The 19,055-nt window shown below is 33.1% G+C and carries 20 protein-coding genes and 1 tRNA gene; 12 read left to right on the top strand and 9 right to left on the bottom strand.

Translation table 11 applies throughout. The annotated features are described in order from the left end of the window. Nucleotides 1–45 precede the first annotated feature (45 nt). From gatC to rlmD, 5 genes are all read left to right on the top strand, one after another. Nucleotides 46–357: an Asp-tRNA(Asn)/Glu-tRNA(Gln) amidotransferase subunit GatC gene (gatC, locus tag LHL71_RS01380; RefSeq protein WP_227361268.1), complete on the top strand. Its 312-nt coding sequence runs from the start codon at nt 46–48 to the stop codon at nt 355–357. Beyond that, nucleotides 357–1,823, top strand: coding sequence for an Asp-tRNA(Asn)/Glu-tRNA(Gln) amidotransferase subunit GatA (gatA, locus tag LHL71_RS01385; protein WP_227361269.1), 1,467 nt, complete (start codon nt 357–359; stop codon nt 1,821–1,823). Before gatC ends, gatA begins: the two co-directional genes overlap by 1 nt. Beyond that, a complete protein-coding gene (gatB, locus tag LHL71_RS01390; protein WP_227361270.1) occupies nt 1,823–3,244 on the top strand; it encodes an Asp-tRNA(Asn)/Glu-tRNA(Gln) amidotransferase subunit GatB in 1,422 nt (473 codons plus the stop codon). Before gatA ends, gatB begins: the two co-directional genes overlap by 1 nt. A 15-nt stretch (nt 3,245–3,259) precedes the next feature. Further along, nucleotides 3,260–4,273, top strand: a complete 1,014-nt coding sequence (locus tag LHL71_RS01395; protein ID WP_227361271.1) for a diacylglycerol kinase — start codon at nt 3,260–3,262, stop codon at nt 4,271–4,273. A gap of 68 nt (nt 4,274–4,341) precedes the next feature. Beyond that, entirely contained in the window at nt 4,342–5,709 is a 1,368-nt protein-coding gene (rlmD, locus tag LHL71_RS01400; protein ID WP_227361272.1) for a 23S rRNA (uracil(1939)-C(5))-methyltransferase RlmD, read from the top strand. 18 nt (nt 5,710–5,727) lie between these two features. Here rlmD and LHL71_RS01405 read toward each other — a convergent pair whose 3' ends face one another. Further along, nucleotides 5,728–7,059: an APC family permease gene (locus tag LHL71_RS01405; protein ID WP_227361273.1), complete on the bottom strand. Its 1,332-nt coding sequence runs from the start codon at nt 7,057–7,059 to the stop codon at nt 5,728–5,730. A gap of 124 nt (nt 7,060–7,183) precedes the next feature. Further along, nucleotides 7,184–8,746: a gluconokinase gene (gntK, locus tag LHL71_RS01410; RefSeq protein WP_227361274.1), complete on the bottom strand. Its 1,563-nt coding sequence runs from the start codon at nt 8,744–8,746 to the stop codon at nt 7,184–7,186. 294 nt (nt 8,747–9,040) lie between these two features. On the opposite strand from gntK, the gene LHL71_RS01415 reads away from it, so the two are divergent. Together LHL71_RS01415 and LHL71_RS01420 are read left to right on the top strand one after the other, a co-directional pair. Then, entirely contained in the window at nt 9,041–9,886 is an 846-nt protein-coding gene (locus LHL71_RS01415) for a MurR/RpiR family transcriptional regulator (protein ID WP_227361275.1), read from the top strand. 26 nt (nt 9,887–9,912) lie between these two features. Continuing rightward, a complete protein-coding gene (locus tag LHL71_RS01420; protein ID WP_227361276.1) occupies nt 9,913–10,680 on the top strand; it encodes a GH25 family lysozyme in 768 nt (255 codons plus the stop codon). Here LHL71_RS01420 and LHL71_RS01425 read toward each other — a convergent pair. Beyond that, nucleotides 10,666–11,019, bottom strand: a complete 354-nt coding sequence (locus LHL71_RS01425; RefSeq protein ID WP_227361277.1) for a DUF4828 domain-containing protein — start codon at nt 11,017–11,019, stop codon at nt 10,666–10,668. The two genes, LHL71_RS01420 and LHL71_RS01425, sit on opposite strands and share 15 nt — an antisense overlap. A gap of 103 nt (nt 11,020–11,122) precedes the next feature. Between LHL71_RS01425 and LHL71_RS01430 the strand changes: the two genes are divergently transcribed. The 3 genes from LHL71_RS01430 (at nt 11,123) to LHL71_RS01440 (ending at nt 13,568) form a co-directional block, all read left to right on the top strand. After that, on the top strand, nt 11,123–12,118 hold the full coding sequence (locus LHL71_RS01430; protein ID WP_227361278.1) for a Gfo/Idh/MocA family protein: 996 nt from the start codon (nt 11,123–11,125) through the stop codon (nt 12,116–12,118). Between the two features lie 24 nt (nt 12,119–12,142). Further along, complete coding sequence (locus LHL71_RS01435; protein WP_227361279.1) at nt 12,143–13,450, top strand: DEAD/DEAH box helicase; 1,308 nt, start codon at nt 12,143–12,145, stop codon at nt 13,448–13,450. Nucleotides 13,451–13,495: 45 nt separating this feature from the next. Continuing rightward, nucleotides 13,496–13,568, top strand: a tRNA-Arg gene (locus LHL71_RS01440). A 37-nt stretch (nt 13,569–13,605) separates the two neighbouring features. On the opposite strand, the gene LHL71_RS01445 is transcribed toward LHL71_RS01440, so the two are convergent. Together LHL71_RS01445 and LHL71_RS01450 are read right to left on the bottom strand one after the other, a co-directional pair. Then, a complete protein-coding gene (locus LHL71_RS01445) occupies nt 13,606–14,160 on the bottom strand; it encodes a hypothetical protein (RefSeq protein WP_227361280.1) in 555 nt (184 codons plus the stop codon). Between the two features lie 144 nt (nt 14,161–14,304). Continuing rightward, complete coding sequence (locus LHL71_RS01450) at nt 14,305–14,475, bottom strand: hypothetical protein (protein WP_227361281.1); 171 nt, start codon at nt 14,473–14,475, stop codon at nt 14,305–14,307. Between the two features lie 172 nt (nt 14,476–14,647). Between LHL71_RS01450 and LHL71_RS01455 the strand changes: the two genes are divergently transcribed. Further along, nucleotides 14,648–15,580 (top strand): hypothetical protein, encoded by a 933-nt coding sequence (locus LHL71_RS01455; protein ID WP_227361282.1) that lies wholly within the window; start codon nt 14,648–14,650, stop codon nt 15,578–15,580. Nucleotides 15,581–15,610: 30 nt separating this feature from the next. Here LHL71_RS01455 and LHL71_RS01460 read toward each other — a convergent pair whose 3' ends face one another. After that, the gene (locus LHL71_RS01460; protein WP_227361283.1) at nt 15,611–16,192 is read right to left on the bottom strand and encodes a hypothetical protein; all 582 of its coding nucleotides are present in this window, start codon (nt 16,190–16,192) and stop codon (nt 15,611–15,613) included. A gap of 174 nt (nt 16,193–16,366) precedes the next feature. On the opposite strand from LHL71_RS01460, the gene LHL71_RS01465 reads away from it, so the two are divergent. Further along, nucleotides 16,367–16,822 (top strand): hypothetical protein, encoded by a 456-nt coding sequence (locus LHL71_RS01465; RefSeq protein ID WP_227361284.1) that lies wholly within the window; start codon nt 16,367–16,369, stop codon nt 16,820–16,822. A gap of 33 nt (nt 16,823–16,855) precedes the next feature. Here LHL71_RS01465 and LHL71_RS01470 read toward each other — a convergent pair whose 3' ends face one another. From LHL71_RS01470 to LHL71_RS01480, 3 genes are all read right to left on the bottom strand, one after another. Beyond that, on the bottom strand, nt 16,856–18,208 hold the full coding sequence (locus LHL71_RS01470) for a L,D-transpeptidase family protein (protein ID WP_227361285.1): 1,353 nt from the start codon (nt 18,206–18,208) through the stop codon (nt 16,856–16,858). Between the two features lie 115 nt (nt 18,209–18,323). Next, entirely contained in the window at nt 18,324–18,470 is a 147-nt protein-coding gene (locus LHL71_RS01475) for a hypothetical protein (protein ID WP_227361286.1), read from the bottom strand. A 171-nt stretch (nt 18,471–18,641) separates the two neighbouring features. Continuing rightward, nucleotides 18,642–19,055, bottom strand: a complete 414-nt coding sequence (locus LHL71_RS01480; protein WP_227361287.1) for a GtrA family protein — start codon at nt 19,053–19,055, stop codon at nt 18,642–18,644.

Below are 19,055 nucleotides of genomic sequence, written 5' to 3' on the forward strand. Positions count from 1 at the left end.
TAAAATGACAGATGATTAATTTGATACGAAAGAAGAGGAATTTAAATGAGTTCTAACATCTCTAAAGAAGAAGTTGCTCACGTAGCGGAACTTGCTAAATTAAAATTAGATGACAATAAGTTAGATTATTTTACTAAGCAAATCGATGATATTGTTGGTATGTTTGAAACCATTGATAAGGTTGATACAACTAACATAGATCCAACTTATAGTGTTACTGACCAATTAAACACTATGCGAGAAGATATTGCTGACAACTGGAATCAGCGTCAAGCTTTACTAGATACCGCTCCAGAAACTAAGGACGGATTTATTGAAGTTCCAACTATTATTGATGAAAGTGGGGACGGAGAATAATGAATTACTTTAAAGAGTCAATTGATTCTCTTCACGAAAAATTAGTTAATAAAGAAATTACAGCTGAAGAATTAACTAAACAAACTTTTGAAAATATCGATCAAACTGATCCTAAAGTGGCTGCTTTTTTAGCTTTAAATAAAGAAGCTGCACTAGCCAAAGCACGCCAATTAGACCAACAAGGAATTGATCCAAATAATGTACTTTCTGGAATTCCTGTCGCAATTAAAGATAATTTAGTTACTAAAGGACTAACTACTACAGCCGCATCTAAAATGCTCGCTAATTTTAACCCGATCTACAGTGCTACTGTGGTTAATAAACTGGATGCTTTAGATACAATTAACGTAGGTAAAACTAACATGGACGAATTTGCCATGGGTGGTTCTACTGAAAATTCTGCCTTTAAGGTAACTAAAAATCCTTGGGATACTACTAAGGTTCCCGGAGGTTCATCAGGTGGGTCTGCTGCTGCAGTAGCTGCTGGTGAAGTGATAGCTGCAATTGGTACAGATACTGGTGGTTCAATTCGACAACCAGCTGCCTTTAATGGGGTAGTTGGGATGAAACCTACTTATGGTCGCGTTTCTCGTTGGGGAGTTATTGCGTTTGGATCAAGTTTAGACCAAGTGGGACCAATTACTAGCACGGTTAAAGACAATGCTGTTATGTTGAATGCAATTTCTGGTTTAGATAAACATGATATGACTAGTTCTGACAAAGAAGTTCCTGATTTTACTGCTAATCTTGATAAAGATATTAAAGGTTTGAAGATCGGAATTCCGGAAGAATACCTAGCTGAAGAAATTTCAGCAGATATTAAGCAATCAGTTCAAAAAGCAGCTGACTATTATCGCCAATTAGGGGCAACTGTAGAAACAATTTCTTTACCTAATACTAGTTATGCGGTACCGGCTTACTACATTATTGCTTCAGCTGAAGCATCATCAAATTTACAAAGATTTGATGGTATTCGTTATGGATTTAGAGCCGAAAATGCTAAAAATTTAGATGATTTATATGTAGAAACTAGATCACAAGGATTTGGTGACGAAGTTAAGCGGCGAATTATGTTAGGAACTTTCTCACTATCATCTAGTTATTATGATGCTTACTTCAAAAAAGCCGCTCAAATTAGAACTTTAATCATCAATGATTTTAAGGATGCCTTTAAAAAAGTTGATTTAATTTTGGCACCAACTACTCCAACAACTGCTTATGGCATTGGAGAAGATGTTTCTGATCCAATGACTATGTACATGAACGATGCACTTACTTTACCAGTTAACTTAGCTGGTTTACCAGCGATGTCAGTTCCTGCTGGATTGGATAAAGACGGCATGCCAATGGGAATTCAACTTATTGGTAAACCATTTGATGAAGCAACCATTTATCAAGCTGGTTACGCCTTTGAAAAAGAAACTAAATTTAATCAAAACACACCAAAAATGGGAGGAAATAACTAATGAATTTTGAAACTGTTATTGGATTAGAAGTCCACGTTGAGTTAAAAACTAACTCAAAAATTTTTAGTCCTTCTCCAGTTGATTTTGGTGCTGAACCAAACTTAAATACTAACGTAATCGATTGGGGTTATCCAGGGGTCTTACCTACCACCAATAAAGGGGTTGTGGAAAGTGGAATGAAAGCAGCTTTAGCTTTGCATGCTGACATTTCTAAAATTCAACATTTTGATCGTAAGAATTACTTTTACCCAGATAATCCTAAAGCCTACCAAATTACTCAATCTGACACACCATTAGCTCAAAATGGTTGGGTGGAAATTGAAGTAGATGGTCAAACTAAAAAAATCGGCATTCAAGAAATGCATATTGAAGAAGATGCTGGTAAAAATACTCATGGTGGCGATCACTCTTATGTGGATTTAAACCGTCAAGGTACTCCCTTGGTTGAAATTGTATCTACTTCTGAAATTGCATCACCTGATGAAGCTTATGCTTATCTAGAAGAATTACGCCAACAAATTCAATTTACCGGCGTTTCTGACGTTAAAATGGAAGAAGGATCAATGCGTGTTGATGTTAACATTTCAATTCGTCCAATTGGTCAAACTGAATACGGTACTAAGGTAGAATTAAAGAACTTAAACTCATTTAACTATGTTAAAAAAGGTTTAGCTTTTGAAGAAGCTCGCCAACGTAAAATCATTATGGCTGGTGGAGAAATTCAACCTGAAACTCGTCGTTATGATGAAACTACCGGACAAACGATTCTCATGCGTGTTAAAGAAGGGGCAGAAGATTACCGTTACTTCCCAGAACCTGATCTTCCCGCTTTAGAAATCTCAGACGCATGGATTGATGAAATTAAAAATAATTTACCAGAGGCACCAAGTAAACGTCGCGATCGTTACGTAAATGAATTAGGTATTACTGAATATGATGCCATGGTATTGACTCAAACCAAAGAAATGTCTGATTTTTATGATCGTATGATTGAATTACATGCTGATCCTAAACAATCAGCCAACTATCTACAAGGAAACGTAAATGCTTATCTAAATGATAATCAAGTGGACTTGCAAGATACTAAAATTACTCCTGAAAACTTAGCAACGATGGTTAACTTAATTTCTGATGGTACCATTTCATCAAAAATGGCTAAGAAAGTCTTCAAAGCTATTACAGAAGGTAAGGAACCTAAACAATTTGTTGAAGAAAATGGCATGGTTCAACTCTCTGATCCAAGTCAACTTCAACCAATTATTGATGAAATTTTGTCAGCTAACCCACAATCTATTGAAGATTTCCATAATGGTAAAGATCGAGCAATTGGTTTCTTGGTCGGTCAAATTATGAAAAAAACTCAGGGTAAAGCAAACCCAACAGTAGTTAATAAACTGTTAATTGCATCAATGAATAAATAAAAGGTCGGATTTATTATGCGGAAAAGAGCACGGGTAATCTATAATCCCACATCTGGGAGAGAAATCTTAAAACAAAAAATGATTGGTATTCTAAATGTTTTTGAAAAGGCTGGTTATGAAACTAGTGCCTTTGCAACCACTCCTGAAAAGGATTCGGCTAAAAACGAAGCCACACGCGCAGCTTTAGATGGTTTTGAATTGATAGTTGCCGCCGGTGGAGATGGAACGATTAATGAGGTAGTTAATGGAATAGCTCCGCTAGAAAAACGCCCGAAAATGGCAATTATTCCAGCAGGGACTACTAATGATTATGCTAGAGCCTTGCACATTCCAAGAGAAGACCCAATTGAAGCAGCTAAGATTGTTTTAAAAAATCAAACCATTAATATGGATATTGGCAAGGCTAATGATAAATACTTTATTAATATTGCTGCTGGGGGACTTTTAACGGAATTAACTTATGACGTCCCTTCAGACTTAAAAACCATTTTTGGGTATTTAGCGTACTTAGTTAAGGGAGCAGAGTTATTGCCACGAATTAAGCCCGTTCAAATGCATTTACAATATGATGGTGGTGAATTTAAAGGCAAGGCTTCGATGTTTTTCCTAGCCCTTACTAATTCAGTCGGTGGTTTTGAACAAATAGTTCCCGATGCCTCGCTAGATGATGGTAAATTTACTATGATTATTGTTAAAACCAGTAATTTAGCAGAAATTTTACACTTAATTTCTAAGGTGCTAAATGGTGGTCGCCATGTTAATGATAGTCGCATTATTTACAAAAAAACTAGTAAGGTAATTGCTCAACCCGTTAATAAAAAAGATAAAATGCAAATTAATATTGATGGCGAGTATGGTGGCGACGCTCCTATGACCTTTATTGATTTGAAGCAACACATTGAAATGTTTGCTAACACGGATGCCATTCCATCATTGGCCATTTCTGATGCTCCGAGTGAGGAAATTCAACAAGCTGAAGAGAAGTTTGTTGAAATTGTTAAAGAAATTCCTGATGGAGATAGTAAATAATAGTCTAAAATTGCGAGACGAATTTCGTTTCGCAATTTTTATTTAAAATATATAGGTGAAAAAATTATATGAAAAAAACAATTCCAGTAATTAAAAATGAAGAATATACGGTTAAGATAAATGACTTAACTTATGAAGGTATGGGAGTAGCTAAAATTGATAATTTCCCGATCTTTATTGAGAACACTTTACCTGATGAAGAAGCTGTTATTAAAGTTATTAAAGTTAAGTCAACATATGCTTTTGGTAAAGTAATGCAATATCTAGTTAAGAGTCCTAATCGAGTAGAAGAAGTTGATCGAGTATATACTCAAACCGGAATCGCACCGCTTCAACATTTAGCATACGATGCCCAATTAGCTTTTAAGAAACACCAAGTTGAAATTGATTTTCAAAAATTAGGAATTGAAACAGAAGTTTTAGATACGATTGGTATGGATGATCCTACTCATTACCGTAATAAAGCCCAAGTTCCTGTTAGAATGGTTAACGGTAAGCTAGAAACTGGTTTTTATCGTAAACATTCGCATGATGTGGTGCCGATTGAAGATTTCTATATCCAAGATGAAGAAATCGATAAAGCAATCCTAGCAGTAAGAGATGTTTTAAGAAAATTCCAAGTAACTCCATACGATGAAAGAGTTCATAAGGGAACTATTCGTAATGTGATGGTTAGACGTGGTCGTAATAGTCATGAAATGATGATTGTGTTAATTACCCGTACCAATAAATTACCGAATAAGGAATTTATCGTGAATGATATCCTTAAACAATTACCTAATGTTGATAGTATTATTCAGAATGTTAATTCCGAAAAAACCAATGCTTTAATGGGACATAAAAACATTGTTTTACATGGTAAACCAACGATTAAAGATACTTTATTAGGATTAGAATTTGAAATTTCTGCTACATCATTTTATCAAGTTAATCCCGAACAAACTGAAAAATTATATAGTTTAGCTGTTCAAAAAGCAGATTTAAAACCAGATGATGTTGTAATTGATGCTTATTGTGGTATCGGAACTATTTCACTTACTTTAGCCCAACACGTTAAGCAAGTTTATGGAGTCGAAGTAGTTGAAGAAGCTATTGAAAATGCTAAATTAAATGCCCAACTTAATCATATTGAGAATGTTGAATTTGTAGCTAATAAGGCCGAAGATCAAATGGCTAAATGGCAAGCTGATGGGCTTAAACCGGACGTAATTGTGGTAGATCCACCACGTAAAGGTTTAGATGCTTCCTTAATTGAAAGTGTAAGTCAAATGGCACCCAAACGAGTAGTTTATGTTTCATGTAATCCAGCTACCCTAGCTAGGGATGTACAAAGATTTATGGAATTAGGATATTCAATTAAAGATCCAATTCAACCAGTTGACCAATTTCCACAAACTGTGCATATTGAAAGTGTAACGGTTTTAGAAAAAGACTAATAAAAAAGCATCTAACAATTAGTTAGATGCTTTTTTTATATACCATTTGTGAATGTAATAAATGGGAATGCCAATAGCGGTAATAATTAACCCTACAATGGCTAATCCTAGTTGGGTAATGATAGTGGTTGAAAGAATAAAGACTCCCCCTAAAATGGCAATTAGAGGCACAATTGGGTAACCAGGAACTTTATAAGGACGTTCTAACTCTGGCTCCACTCGACGTAATTTAAAGACGGCGATAAAAAGTAGGGTATTAAAGATCCACATAACAAACACTAACATGTTGGTTAACATATCAAAATTACCCATAATGACCATAATAGTAGAAATAATAAATTCAAAGATGCCGGCAACATAGGGCACCGAAGTATTAGTAGAAATTTTGGTAAATAGCTTACTAAAAGGTAATGAGTTATTATTGGCTAAAGTGAAAGGTACGCGCATTCCTGTTAGAGTATATCCATTAATAGCTCCATAAACGGAAATTAAAATACCGACAGTAACTAATTTACCACCTAATTGGCCAAACATTTTAATCGCAGCATCCGAAGCGGCATTTTGATTACCAGCTAATTGATCAAGCGGTAAAGTTTTTAGAAAAGCTACGTTAATTAGGATATAGATAATCATGATAAAAGTGAGTCCTAAAATAATTGCTAATGGTAAATCTCGTTTAGGATTTTTCATTTCACCGGCGATATTGCAAACTCCTAGCCAGCCATCATAGGCAAATAAAGTTGCTAATAATCCTCCACTAAAAGCAGTGATCAGATTAACGTGAGCGTGGGATGAGACCAACGGAATTAATGAAATGCTTACTTTACCGGGAATTAGTAATCCCGCAATTGCAATAATAAAAATAGGAATTAATTTGATAACTAGGGTGATTGACTGAACTTGACCACCAACTTTAGCTCCTAAAAAGTTAAGAGCGGTAACACTACCGGAACATAATAGAGCAATTAAAATGAGGTAACCACTACTTAAATGAAATAGGTTAATTATTTGTGTGGCAAATACAATTGATAGGGCGGCAATATTGGCTGGGAAGTAAACCAACATTTGGGCCCAACCCAGTAAAAATCCCCAAATTGATCCATATGTATGTCCAATTATTTCAATCGGGCCACCAGTTTTGGGCATAGCAGCAGCTAGTTCAGAGACGGATAAACCCGCACAGATTGTCAAAATACCACCAATAAACCAAACTAATAGGGATAAGCCAACTCCATGAGTAGCTTGTGTAACAGCGGATGTCTTAAAGAAGATTCCACCACCGATAACTGTTCCCATGACAGTTGAGATAGCGGCAAATAATCCGATATCCTTTTTTAAATTATTTTCCATGTAATTGTCCTCGCTTTATAAGGAATCATATAATTCAATACTAAATATTTTACCACCTAAAAACAAATAAAACGATGACCAAATATTATGATCATCGTTTTATTTGTTTTAATTAAATAACTAATTAGCTGTGGCTAACGTTATTTTTATTAGTAGTTTTATGAGTTCTTTGGAACTCAGCAATGTTAGCATATTCAGGTTGAAGTGAACGACTTAATCGAATGTAGATAGGAATTAAATCACGGTATGCTTCAAAGTTTTCTGGATTTGGATGATGAGTTACAGTATTACCAACAAATTTAGAAACATCACTTAAACTGTCGATGATACCAAGACTGTACATTCCAAGAGTAGCAGCACCAAGAGCAGTACTTTCAAAACTTTCTGGAATAGAAACATCTTGTTCAAAAATATCAGTTAGCATTTGACGCCATAGTTCTGAACGAGCAAATCCACCACTAGCTTGGATGCTACTTGGTTTACCAACAACTTCTTCTAAGGCTAACATAACGGTATATAGGTTATAAATGATACCTTCTAGAGAAGCACGGATCATGTGAGCACGAGTGTGCGTACGGCTTAATCCGAAGAAGGAACCACGAGCATTAGCATCCCAGATAGGAGCTCTTTCGCCACCTAAGAATGGGAAGAAGATTAAACCATCTGAACCTGCTGGAATTTTTGAAGCGATATCAGTTAATAGGTCATAAGGATCGATTTGCATTTGTTCGGCAGTAACTTTTTCTGGAGCACATAATTGATCACGAACCCAACGGAATACAACCCCACCATTGTTAACAGGACCACCAATTACCCACATGTCTTTAGCAAGGTAGTAACAGAATACACGAGCTTTAGGATCAGTCTTAGGTTTGTCAGTGATAACACGAACGGCACCTGAAGTACCAATAGTTACAGCAACTACGCCTGGCTTAGTTGCGTTAACCCCAAGGTTAGCTAATGGGCCATCTGATGCACCAATAATGAATGGGGTATCAATATCAATACCAAGTACTTTAGCGTATTCTTCGTGAAGACCTTTTAATTGATAAGTAGTATCAACTAATTCTGGTAAACGATCTTTAGTAACTCCGGCAACTTCAAGAGCTTGGTCATCCCAATCAAGGTTATAAATATTAAATAAACCAGTTGCATTGGCGATTGAGTAATCTTCTTTTAATTCACCGAATAATTTGTAAAGAACGTATTCTTTAATTCCTACGAACCAACGTGCTTTATTGAATACATCAGCGTGTTCGTTACGTAACCAAATCATTTTTGAAAGAGGAGTCATTGGGTGAATTGGAACACCAGTTTTTTGGTAAAGTTCCATACCAGTAGGACTTTGTTTTAGTTCATCAGCATATTTAACTGAACGGTTGTCGCCCCATAAGATGGCACGAGTTAATGGTTTGTAATTTTCGTCTAGTAAGATTAGACTGTGCATAGCACATGAGAAAGATACACCTTTTAATTCACTACTTTGAATATTAGCTTTTCGAACTACTTCACCAATTCCTTCAGTAATGGCTGAGAAAATTTCTTCGGGATCTTCTTCATTCATATCTGGAGTATCTTGATAAAGTGGGTATCCATTGTTTGAATAACCTTTAACTTTTCCATCGGTATCATAAAGAACAGTTTTAACACTGGTTGTACCGATATCAACACCTAGCATGTATTCCATATTTATACTTCCTTTCAGGTAAGAGAAAAAATTTAAAATAGCTTTTTTGAAAACGGTTTCTTTAGAAAGCAATAAAAAATATCTAAACCATTATGATATTTAAAAAATAATGGAATCGACTTTCAATGAAGTAATTACGCTTACTTCTTGCTATTAACAATTGTAACATATAGATATAAAGAAACTCAATTAGAGCTAATTAATACATAACATTATATGAAAAAAATTTTCACACTTCAAGTTATTTATTGTAAAATGTGTACAAAAGGCGAAAATAAACTGGTAGGTGTTAATATGAGTTCTCCTGTTGAATTATTATCTCAAGATTTTGATAATTTAAGTAAGACTAATAAAAAAATAGCTAATTTTATTATTAATGATCCCAAAAAAGCTGCGGAATTAAATATTGAGGAGCTATCAAAAATTACCGATACTTCTACGGCCTCCGTATCGCGGTTAGTTAAAAGTTTAGGATACACCAATTTTAGAGAATTTACTTTAGCACTTGCCTATGCTCAATTAAAACCTCAGAATTTACCAATCTTTAAAGAAATTGATGTTACGGATACCTTATCAAGTATTGCTAGAAAGGTGTTTGCTGGATCTCAGCAAGCTTTGCAAGACACTTTAAATAATGTAGACGAAACCGAGTTTGCTCGGGCGGTCCTAAGAATTATTGATTGTCATCAATTAGGATTCTTTGGTTTAGGCGGGTCATCTATTGTGGCCTTAGATGGTTATCATAAATTTTTACGAACTTCTAAAAATTGTTTTTATTATACGGATTATGATATCCAATTAATGCAGGCAGTGCGGATGACTAAAGATGATTGTGCGATTTTAATTTCTCATTCTGGTAAAAACCAGCAAACGTTAAAAATTGCTAATATCTTAAAACAAAAAGGTGTAACCATTATTGGAATTACCAGTAATCGAGATTCGCCATTGGCAAATTTAAGTGATATTATATTTATATCTTATAGTGAAGAATCCGATTATCGGTCCGAGGGGATGTATTCCTTATTAGCACAAATTACCATATTAGATACTTTATTTATGATGGTTGCAGTAAGAATGGGACCAGATAGTGAAACAACTATCCGAAACGTACAAGGGGTAATTGAAAGTACGCGAGATTAGAATACAATAAAAAGAGATGAATTTGTTTGCAACGTAAAGATATTCAACCAATTTACTCACAAGCATATCGAAAAAAAAGGCGCCGATCATGGGTAATTATCAGCGCTTTTTTGTTGTCTATTTTAATTTTAATTTCATTTATCATGATTGGTTCTCGTAATAGAAATTTTGATAAATATCAGGTTAAAGGGGTTATGATTTCCCAACAGGATGGCTACTTGGACTTTAATGAATTAAAGAATGGTGAAATTAATTTCGTCTATTTACGAGCATCTCAAGGCTCAAGTTATACGGATGATAATTTTACTTCCAATTATGAAAGAAGTCAGGGATCTCAGTTAGCAGTAGGGATATATCATGTGTTTAGTTTTTCAAGTTCTGTTGATAGTCAATTCAATAACTTTATTAAAGAAACTGAATTTAATACGGGGATCTTACCAATTTCAATATATGTAGATTACTATGGTGATTATGATGAAGATAATGTTGACTGGAAAGAATATGCTAAGCGGATTAATCAACTAGCTGAAAAAATCAATCGTTATTATAATCAATCAGTCGTTATTCAAATGCCACAAGAAATTAAAGGTGAGCTGGCAAAATATTTAGATAGTAATTTTAAAATTTGGATTATTGATAATAAATTTAAAAAGCAAAATTCCGAGGTTGAATTTATTTCTTCGGAAAATAAATATAAGATCTCTATGCGAAATAGTAGCGCTTATTTATATCGAATAGTTTACAACGGTAGTAAACGTCAGTGGAATACTAATATTAATTCACTTGGAAGCTAGTAAGTTAAAAGTTAAATTACTAGCTTCGTCATAATAGGTAATTGGTCGTACTTCATTGGCCTTAATAATTAGTTGGTAACCAAAGTGATCGATATAGTATAGGGTGTACGGCATTACTTTTGGAGCATTTTGATTAGTTAGTTGATCATCGATAAATAGATTTAATTGTTTATCAATTACTAATTGGTGCTGAATATTTTTTTGATCAATATAATTCCAGTTACCGATAAAAAGGTCGGAATTTTTAGAACTGCCTTGATTAGAATTATGCTTTTTATTTAATAAAATAAAACTGCTAATTAATGAAGTAGTGAATAATAATAGGCTACGTTTTTTCATATTCTGTATCCCCCGTCACGATTTAATTGAAGGTTTAAATTTTAAATTAGTGAAATCATTGGTACAATTATACTATAACCAGAAAGCTAGGGAGGAATAAAAAATGATTAAACTTGGAATTATCGGAACCAATTGGATTACTCAACAATTTATTGATGCCATTAAATTAAGTGATCAATACCAATTAACTACAGTCTATTCAAGAAGTATGGAACATGCCACCGAATTTGGTAAACATAACGGAGCTACCGAATTTTATGATGACTTAGAGATGTTCTTTGAACAAGGTATTTTTGATACCGTCTACATTGCTTCACCAAATAGTTTGCATTTTGAACAAGCTAAACTAGCTATTAATCATGAGAAAAATGTTATTGTTGAAAAACCGGCCTTTGCTAATCAAAAAGAAATGACGCTTATTCAAGAAGAATTGAAAAAATTCCCGCGGGTCTTATATTTTGAAGCTGCTCGCCAAATTCACACAGAAAACTTTAAAGCCTTAGCTCTACAAGTTAGCAAAATGGACCAAATTTCTGGGGCTAACTTTACCTATGAAAAATATTCTTCACGATATGATGATGTCTTAGCTGGTAAGGTACCGAATGTTTTTTCACCTAAATTTGCCGGTGGAGCTTTACAAGATTTAGGAGTTTACACGGTATACGATGCAGTTGCTTTGTTTGGTATGCCAGAAGAGGTGGCCTATTATCCACAACTAATTGATACTGGAGTAGATGGTAAAGGAACTGCAATTTTACAATATCCTGAATTTACAGTTGTCTTAAACTTTGGTAAAATTGTAAATTCATACATGACTTCAGAAATTTATGGTTTAAAGGATACCATTGAAATTGATGATGCCGGTGAAATCGAAGAAGTTGTTTATATTGATCAAGATAAGACTAGACATGTGATTGGAAATGTTGATGAATTTAATCCTATGTTTGGTGAAATCAAAGACTTTGCCAAAATTATTAATGATCCACAAGATCCGGATAATCAATTAGAGTATGAACGATTAAGAGAACTAAGTATTAACGTAAATAAATTGTTATTTAATTTACGCCAAGATGCACATTTAAAATTTCCAAATGATTAATTTAATTTGAATGGGAGAATATTAGTGTTAGAAGAATTCAAAAATTATGCACAAAAATTAGGCTACCAAAAACAAACTGCAATTCAAGAGGCAGCCTATCCAGAATTAAAAAACCACAATAGTATTTTAGGGTTATCACCAACTGGATCAGGAAAAACCGTGGCTTTTACGTTACCTTTATTAGAAACCATTGATTTAAACTTGGGAACCCAAGTAATTGTTTTAGAACCTACAGCTGAATTAGGTATCCAGACTTCCAAAGTGATGACGACTTGGGGAAATCTAATTGGTGTTTCTGTCCAATCAATGATTGGGGGAGCAAATGTTAAGCGCCAAATGGAAAAATTAAAAAAACATCCCCACGTAGTAGTAGGTACACCCGGAAGAATTTTAAATTTAATTGAGTTGGGTAAACTAAAGACTGATCAAATTTCAGCCATTGTGGTTGATGAGGCTGATAATTTATTAGCTGGTGATACTTTAGATCAAGTTAGAACTATTGTAGATAAATCTAATCGTGATTTATCAATTGACTTTTTCTCAGCTACTACTAATGAAACCCTTCAAAATGTTAATCGTTGGTTTATACCTGATATTAAAACTATTGACGTTCGAGCAATTGATGACACCCAGGGTGTGGTTACGCACAATGTCTTAATCGTTGATAATTTAAAAAAGGCAGCCATGCTACCAAGATTAATTCATGATAAAAATTTCAAGGCGTTAGTCTTTTTTAATCAAATGAATACCTTAGAAAAAACTTTTAGTTTTTTAAAGCATCGGAATATAAAAGAAGCCGCTAAACTTACTAGTGAACAAAAACAAATTGACCGTAGTAAAGCGATTAAAGAATTTAGAACTGGTAAAATTCGCTTATTATTGACCACGGACGTAACTGCTCGTGGAATGGATATTGATAATTTACCTGCAGTAGTTAACTATGATTTACCTAAGGATGAAAAAACTTACATTCATCGAGTAGGTCGTACTGGGCGAATGGGGAGATCTGGCCAAGTAATTAACTTAGGTAATGATCATGACATTCGAAATCTCAAGAAGTTGTTAACCGATCAAGATTATACTTTGACTCAAGTTTACTTTAATGGGAATGTGTTATCGACTACTAAGCCTAAGCCAACGGTTAAGCCAGTAAGCGAAGCTAAAGATAAAACTCAAACTAATAGTCGCGGGTCTAAAAATACTCCAGTAAGTAAACCAACTACAAAAATTTCTAAGAATGAAAAATCAGTAAACTCCAAAAAATCGCCGAAATCTAAGAAAAAACATTCTAAACGAAAAGGAATGCGTAAAAAGAATTCGGAGCGGAATTAAGACTTTACATTAATTAAATAAAATGAGAAAATAATTCAGTATCTTGGCCCTATAGCACAACTGGATAGGGCACCCGCCTCCTAAGCGGTAGATCCCAGTTCGAGTCTGGGTGGGGCCATATACTGAAAAAACAGACACCTTTTAGGTGTCTGTTTTTATTTTGACATAATCATTTTTTCAAAAAGTGGTTGCCAATTATATTTAATTGGATCGGGTCCGTCCGTTGTAAGGTAAGCTTTACCATTATCATCAACGTAAAGTGAAAAATCCAATTTAGCAATTGTATCAATATGCTGCTTTACCCAATCATTAGCCCAACTAATAGTGAACGAATACAAATCTAGATTTGGATAAAAATTAACATCACGTTTCAAATCACTGATATTAACTGTTTCAGTATCCACGGATTCGATATATGAACTAGTTTCATCATCGAATTTTTGATAACCAACTAAAGCAGTGTTGTTATCGTAGTTTAAGTCTCGGACCACATATATGGCGTCGGCAACCGGTTCAATACTATCGACCCCTAAAATCTCATCCTGAATGTGAAACGGTGTTAAATTAGTTAATGACAAATTATCATTAACTTTAGATTTATGGGTAGAAACTTCTTCAATAGATTGATTGGGAAGTAATTCCATATTTTCAACCATTTGATCAACGGTTTTAATTTTTTGGAATTCTGTACGATCATTTAAACTATCCATAGTCAGCCCTCCTTTTAAAACTTTAAAAGAAATATCATGACTATTTCTAGTCATGGACATTATAATACATTGAAAAAATATTAAACTAATTTTGCCTAGCTTAATTGGGAAAATAAAAACATCGGGATCTCCCGATGTTTTTATTTATTTTTCACGAATATTTTTAAAAGGGCCAGCGCTTTTAGTAGAATGAACAATTTTACCACTAGCAGCATCAATGGTATTTAACGATTGTGACCTAGAATTATATTCTTGATAATATTTAGGTTGGTTAATATCAATTTGGTTACTGAGTTTGTTTGGTTCTGCTTGCATGATACCCCTCTTTTCTATTTGCTAATTAATAAATAATTTACCTATATAAAATTATCATGATCAAATTAGATTTACAATTAAATAGCTTAATAAAATCTTAAGCTTTCCTTTTTACATTAAATTACTTAAAAGTTAAACTTAAACTAGGCTATTTTATAAAAGGGTGGGGAATATGATGAAAAATCAGGAGTTATATAATGAAATTTTTGTAAAAGAAAGTGATCAATATCAATTTAAATCCAGTGATTTAAAATTAAGCGAAGAGCAAGTCGCTTCAATTATTACCGATTTAAATAGTAATTTAGATCCTAATGAAGCAACGAGAGATAAGCTAGCTCAAGCGGTAGAAAATTTTTATGACCATAGTAAAGATTTACAAATTGCCTTTAATCGTAGAAATATTCATCGACTTTTCTCTCAATTATATGGAACTGGATTTAAAACCGATTACCATGATTTTTTTAAATCAAGTGAATATACTGGTCGAATTTTTCCAATCCACATTAATGTAATAGATTTAAAAGCAGCTGATGAAATTGTTGAATTTGATTTATCGATGTTTAAACCTACTTTTATTTTAATTCAAAAGCCTATTAATGATGCAGGAAGCCTAGATGAGGTAGAAATATCGTTAATTACTACCAATATATTTAATGAATCAATTTTTAACTGTGTAATTGATTGGTTAATGCATCAACCTAATTTTAAACAGTTACCTGTTGGTATGTTGTATGCAGATATTAAAAAAACGCCATATGATGCTATGCAAGATTACATTAGTGAAACCCAAAAGTTTACTTTTGACCAGTTTGACAAAGCAGTTGAAAATACCGATATTTCTCCTGAAATATATATGTGTAGCGTAAAAATTCGATATATTAATAAGTATTTTAGAAATGAATTAAGTGAAGAACGTAGTGATGATATCTATATTATTGGTTATCAAAAACAATTCGATTTAATTATTCTGGGAGTTAAATTGGACGATGGTGACAAATTAAAAACTATTTTAATTGGACGGGACATTTTTAAAAATATTCAATATCGAGATGTTTCTAGTGATCGTATTATCGATTATCAAGGTCGAACAATTGCAGAAAAATAAAAAAAGATGAAGATAAATTCTTCATCTTTTTTAGTTTTCATGGATTTTTTTAAAGAGTGGACCAAGGTATTCGATTAAGGCGCCTTTGCCGAAGGGATCATCAAAGTATCCTAAAACAATTGTACCGTCAGTATTTTCATAAGCCAAAAAATCTAGTTTAACTAATTCATTTAAATTATTTTTAGCCCATTGAGCATCATAGATGGAAGTAAATGAAAAGACATCGACACCACTATAGCCAGAATGTTTTTGTCTAGTTAATTTATCGATATCTACGGCAATCTTATCACTAGAATTTATTAAATCCGTCCGACCTTGATTATATTCCAGAGTTTGGATTTCTACTTTGTGATGATCGTAATCTAACCCTGAAACTACAAAATCATTATGTTCAATTCCCATGGGATTATCCTTGTAAAATACTTGGTCACCAATATCAAAAGGGATTAAATTAGCCATAACTTTAGATTCGTTATTTAAATTATCAATTTCATGTTTAAAGGGCGTAATTTCTTCGATGTTAACATTACGATACATTTTAAGAGAATGGATCATCCGCATCGTTCGCTGAATATCAAAAGTTTCTTGAGGCATGTTCTTAGTTCGGATCATTGACTAGTCCTCCTTATGTCATTAACTAATTAAATTATAAGTCATTATTTTGGTATTAATGCTAAATTTGCATTTCACAAGATACAATAGTTAATTTATGTAACATATTTTGATAGTATTTATACATAGAGATATTGGTAAGTTGTTGTGGTTTAATTTGAAATGGAGATAATTATGAGTGCATTTTACATTGTTACGATTATTATGTTAGCAGTCGGGGGACTATGTTTACTTAATAAGCTTCTAAACATGCCTCGTGATGAATTTGTGTATGATAAAAGTTATGATCGAGATATCTTTATCAGTGAGTTTAAAGAAAGCCATGTTGAAATTATTGATGATATGATTAACAATATCATCTCACAAAAACGAAATTTCACTGATTTTGAAATTAAGGAGTTAGAGTTTATTCTAAAAAAAGTCTTTAATAATAAAATTAGTTTTGAACCTCAAATGAACAATTTATGTGTCCGAGCAAATAATAAAGCCTTGTTACTAACTATCGAAAGTGATAATACCGGTTATTATTTAGCATTAAATAATGTATGTGTGGATGAAGCTGAAAATTTAATAAAAATCATTAATATGGAATTGTTTGATCAAAGATTTAAATTTACGGTAACCGAATAAAAAAAGCTAGGAAAAATTTCCTAGCTTTTTTTATTAGTAAATAATTACGGGCATATTAGTGTAAGTATATTTCCAAATAATTGGCATTTTTGATGGTGGGTTATTAATACAACCATGTGAATGATAATTACTACGAGCACTTGGGTTTCCATAAACCGAAGCAGGTTGCCAATCAGAATCATGCAAACCTACACCGTCTTCGGTAATTGGTACCCAATAGTTAACCTTAGAAGCATATTTAGTCCCATTTGAATTAAGTCCCCTTAATACTGATGGAGATTGTTTATATAAGACATGGAACAAACCAGTTGGAGTTTCGGAATTTACCAAGCCACTCATGACAGGAATTGTAGCAATTAATTTATGATTTTTATAAACGTATTCATATAGGGTGGTGAGATTAACTTCAACGTAATTACCGTCGCTTAATTTTGTTCCTGCTTGTAGATAACCAGTACCGGTAATATGTGAGGCTTTATAGGTAGTCTTTTTACTAGTCCAGGCGTTAATAATAGAGTTGGTTTCAGCAGTTGCATCAGCTGTCCAACCATAATTAGATTCCGCGGAAGTGTTAGTAGTGATTACTTTACCGGAATGAGTTTTAAATTTAATGGCTTTATGCATGGTTTGATTTTTATTAATAATCTTATTGATTGTGGTTGTTAATTTAGAATGATTAATTTGCCAGCCACCATTTTTTAAACTTCCACTAATTAAATATTTTTGAGGACTTAGTTTATATGTATGATTATTAATCTTATAAACTAAGGAATGCTGCAACGCCCATTTCATATTGTTGGCAGCTACTTGATTTTTTTTAGCTTGGACTTTATTTTCACCTAAATATTCAGCCGTAATATTAAGATTTGAAATATTATCTTTTTTCTGATTAATAGCTTTTTTAAGTGCAGAAACATTAATATAGTTTCCCGGTTGGGCTTTAATTTTTATTAATTTGTTATTTTTAAGCTTATAAGTTTCTGGCTTGGAAATTTTTCGGTTAAGGTTTACCTGATTAACCCAAGTAATTAATTGACTAGTACCATTTTTAGTAGCTAAATCTATTTGCTTAGTTTGGCTAGCGTTAACGACTAATTTTTTATTAGTGTGCGATTTTTTAAGTAGGGGTTTAAGCTCTTGCGGACTAATTGTTAGATCAGTTTGGACATCAATTTTTTTAGTTAGATTTTTATCTTTTAAGATTATTTGACGTTGGTTGGCAGTTTGATTAAGTTTTTTAGCAGCTTGTTTGGCTGTTAAATTGGCCACACTGACGTTATTAATTTTAGTATTGAGGGCAAAATGATTTTTATACCAAGTGGTATATCCCAGACCGCCAATACCAAGGATAGCGATCGTGCTAACGATTAATGTTTTGATTTTCATGGAAAGCTCCTTATAATAAATTGAATCTATTACATCATACCAAATTTATTATACGACATTCAAAGTTATTTAAAAAAGGATCTGCTAAAACCATGATTAGTTTTAACAGATCCTTTTACATCATTAGCATCGCAATGCCCGCTAATAAGATTATCATTAAGCAAGCGACAGCTAGTAATTTAACACCAATTTTTTTACTATAAACCCCGTTAGGAAAACGATGGTGGTTAAAGGGCATAGTATGTAAATGTCTTTGACCCATATAAAAATCCTTTCAAATAAGAAAACCCCCCACAAATAAATGTGAGGGGACAAAGAGCTGTCAAAATAGACCTCTTATGTATTAAGCAAACTAAATCATATGTGTGATAGGAGTTATTCAACTTCTATATTTACAGTATATAATTTTATGAATTAATTGCAATTAATTAGCCTACTTTTTAAATACTGCTAATTTTGACCAGAAATAATTGATGATAATCACTACAATATTATCGATGATTTTAACAATAATTTCGTTACCATCTAATAAAGAAATCCCAACCCACAAGATAATTACTTCAAATCCATACGATAAAACTCGGCCTGCATAAAATGAAAACATTTGTTTTAATAGGTGGGTAAAAGAGTTAGAGGTTGCATGGAAAACATAGGCTTTATTAGAAATAAAAGCTATGAAGACACTGATAAACCAAGCAATCAAATTATTAACTTGGTAATTTAAATTAGTAAAATGCTCTAAAATAGCAAATACTCCAATGTTAATAACGGTGGTAATAACTCCCCAAAATAGATAGGCAATGATTTCATTATATTTTTGGTAGCTATCTTTTAGTTTTTGTATCAT

This window comes from Lentilactobacillus laojiaonis (assembly GCF_020616595.1).
Taxonomy (GTDB): Bacteria; Bacillota; Bacilli; order Lactobacillales; family Lactobacillaceae; genus Lentilactobacillus; species Lentilactobacillus laojiaonis.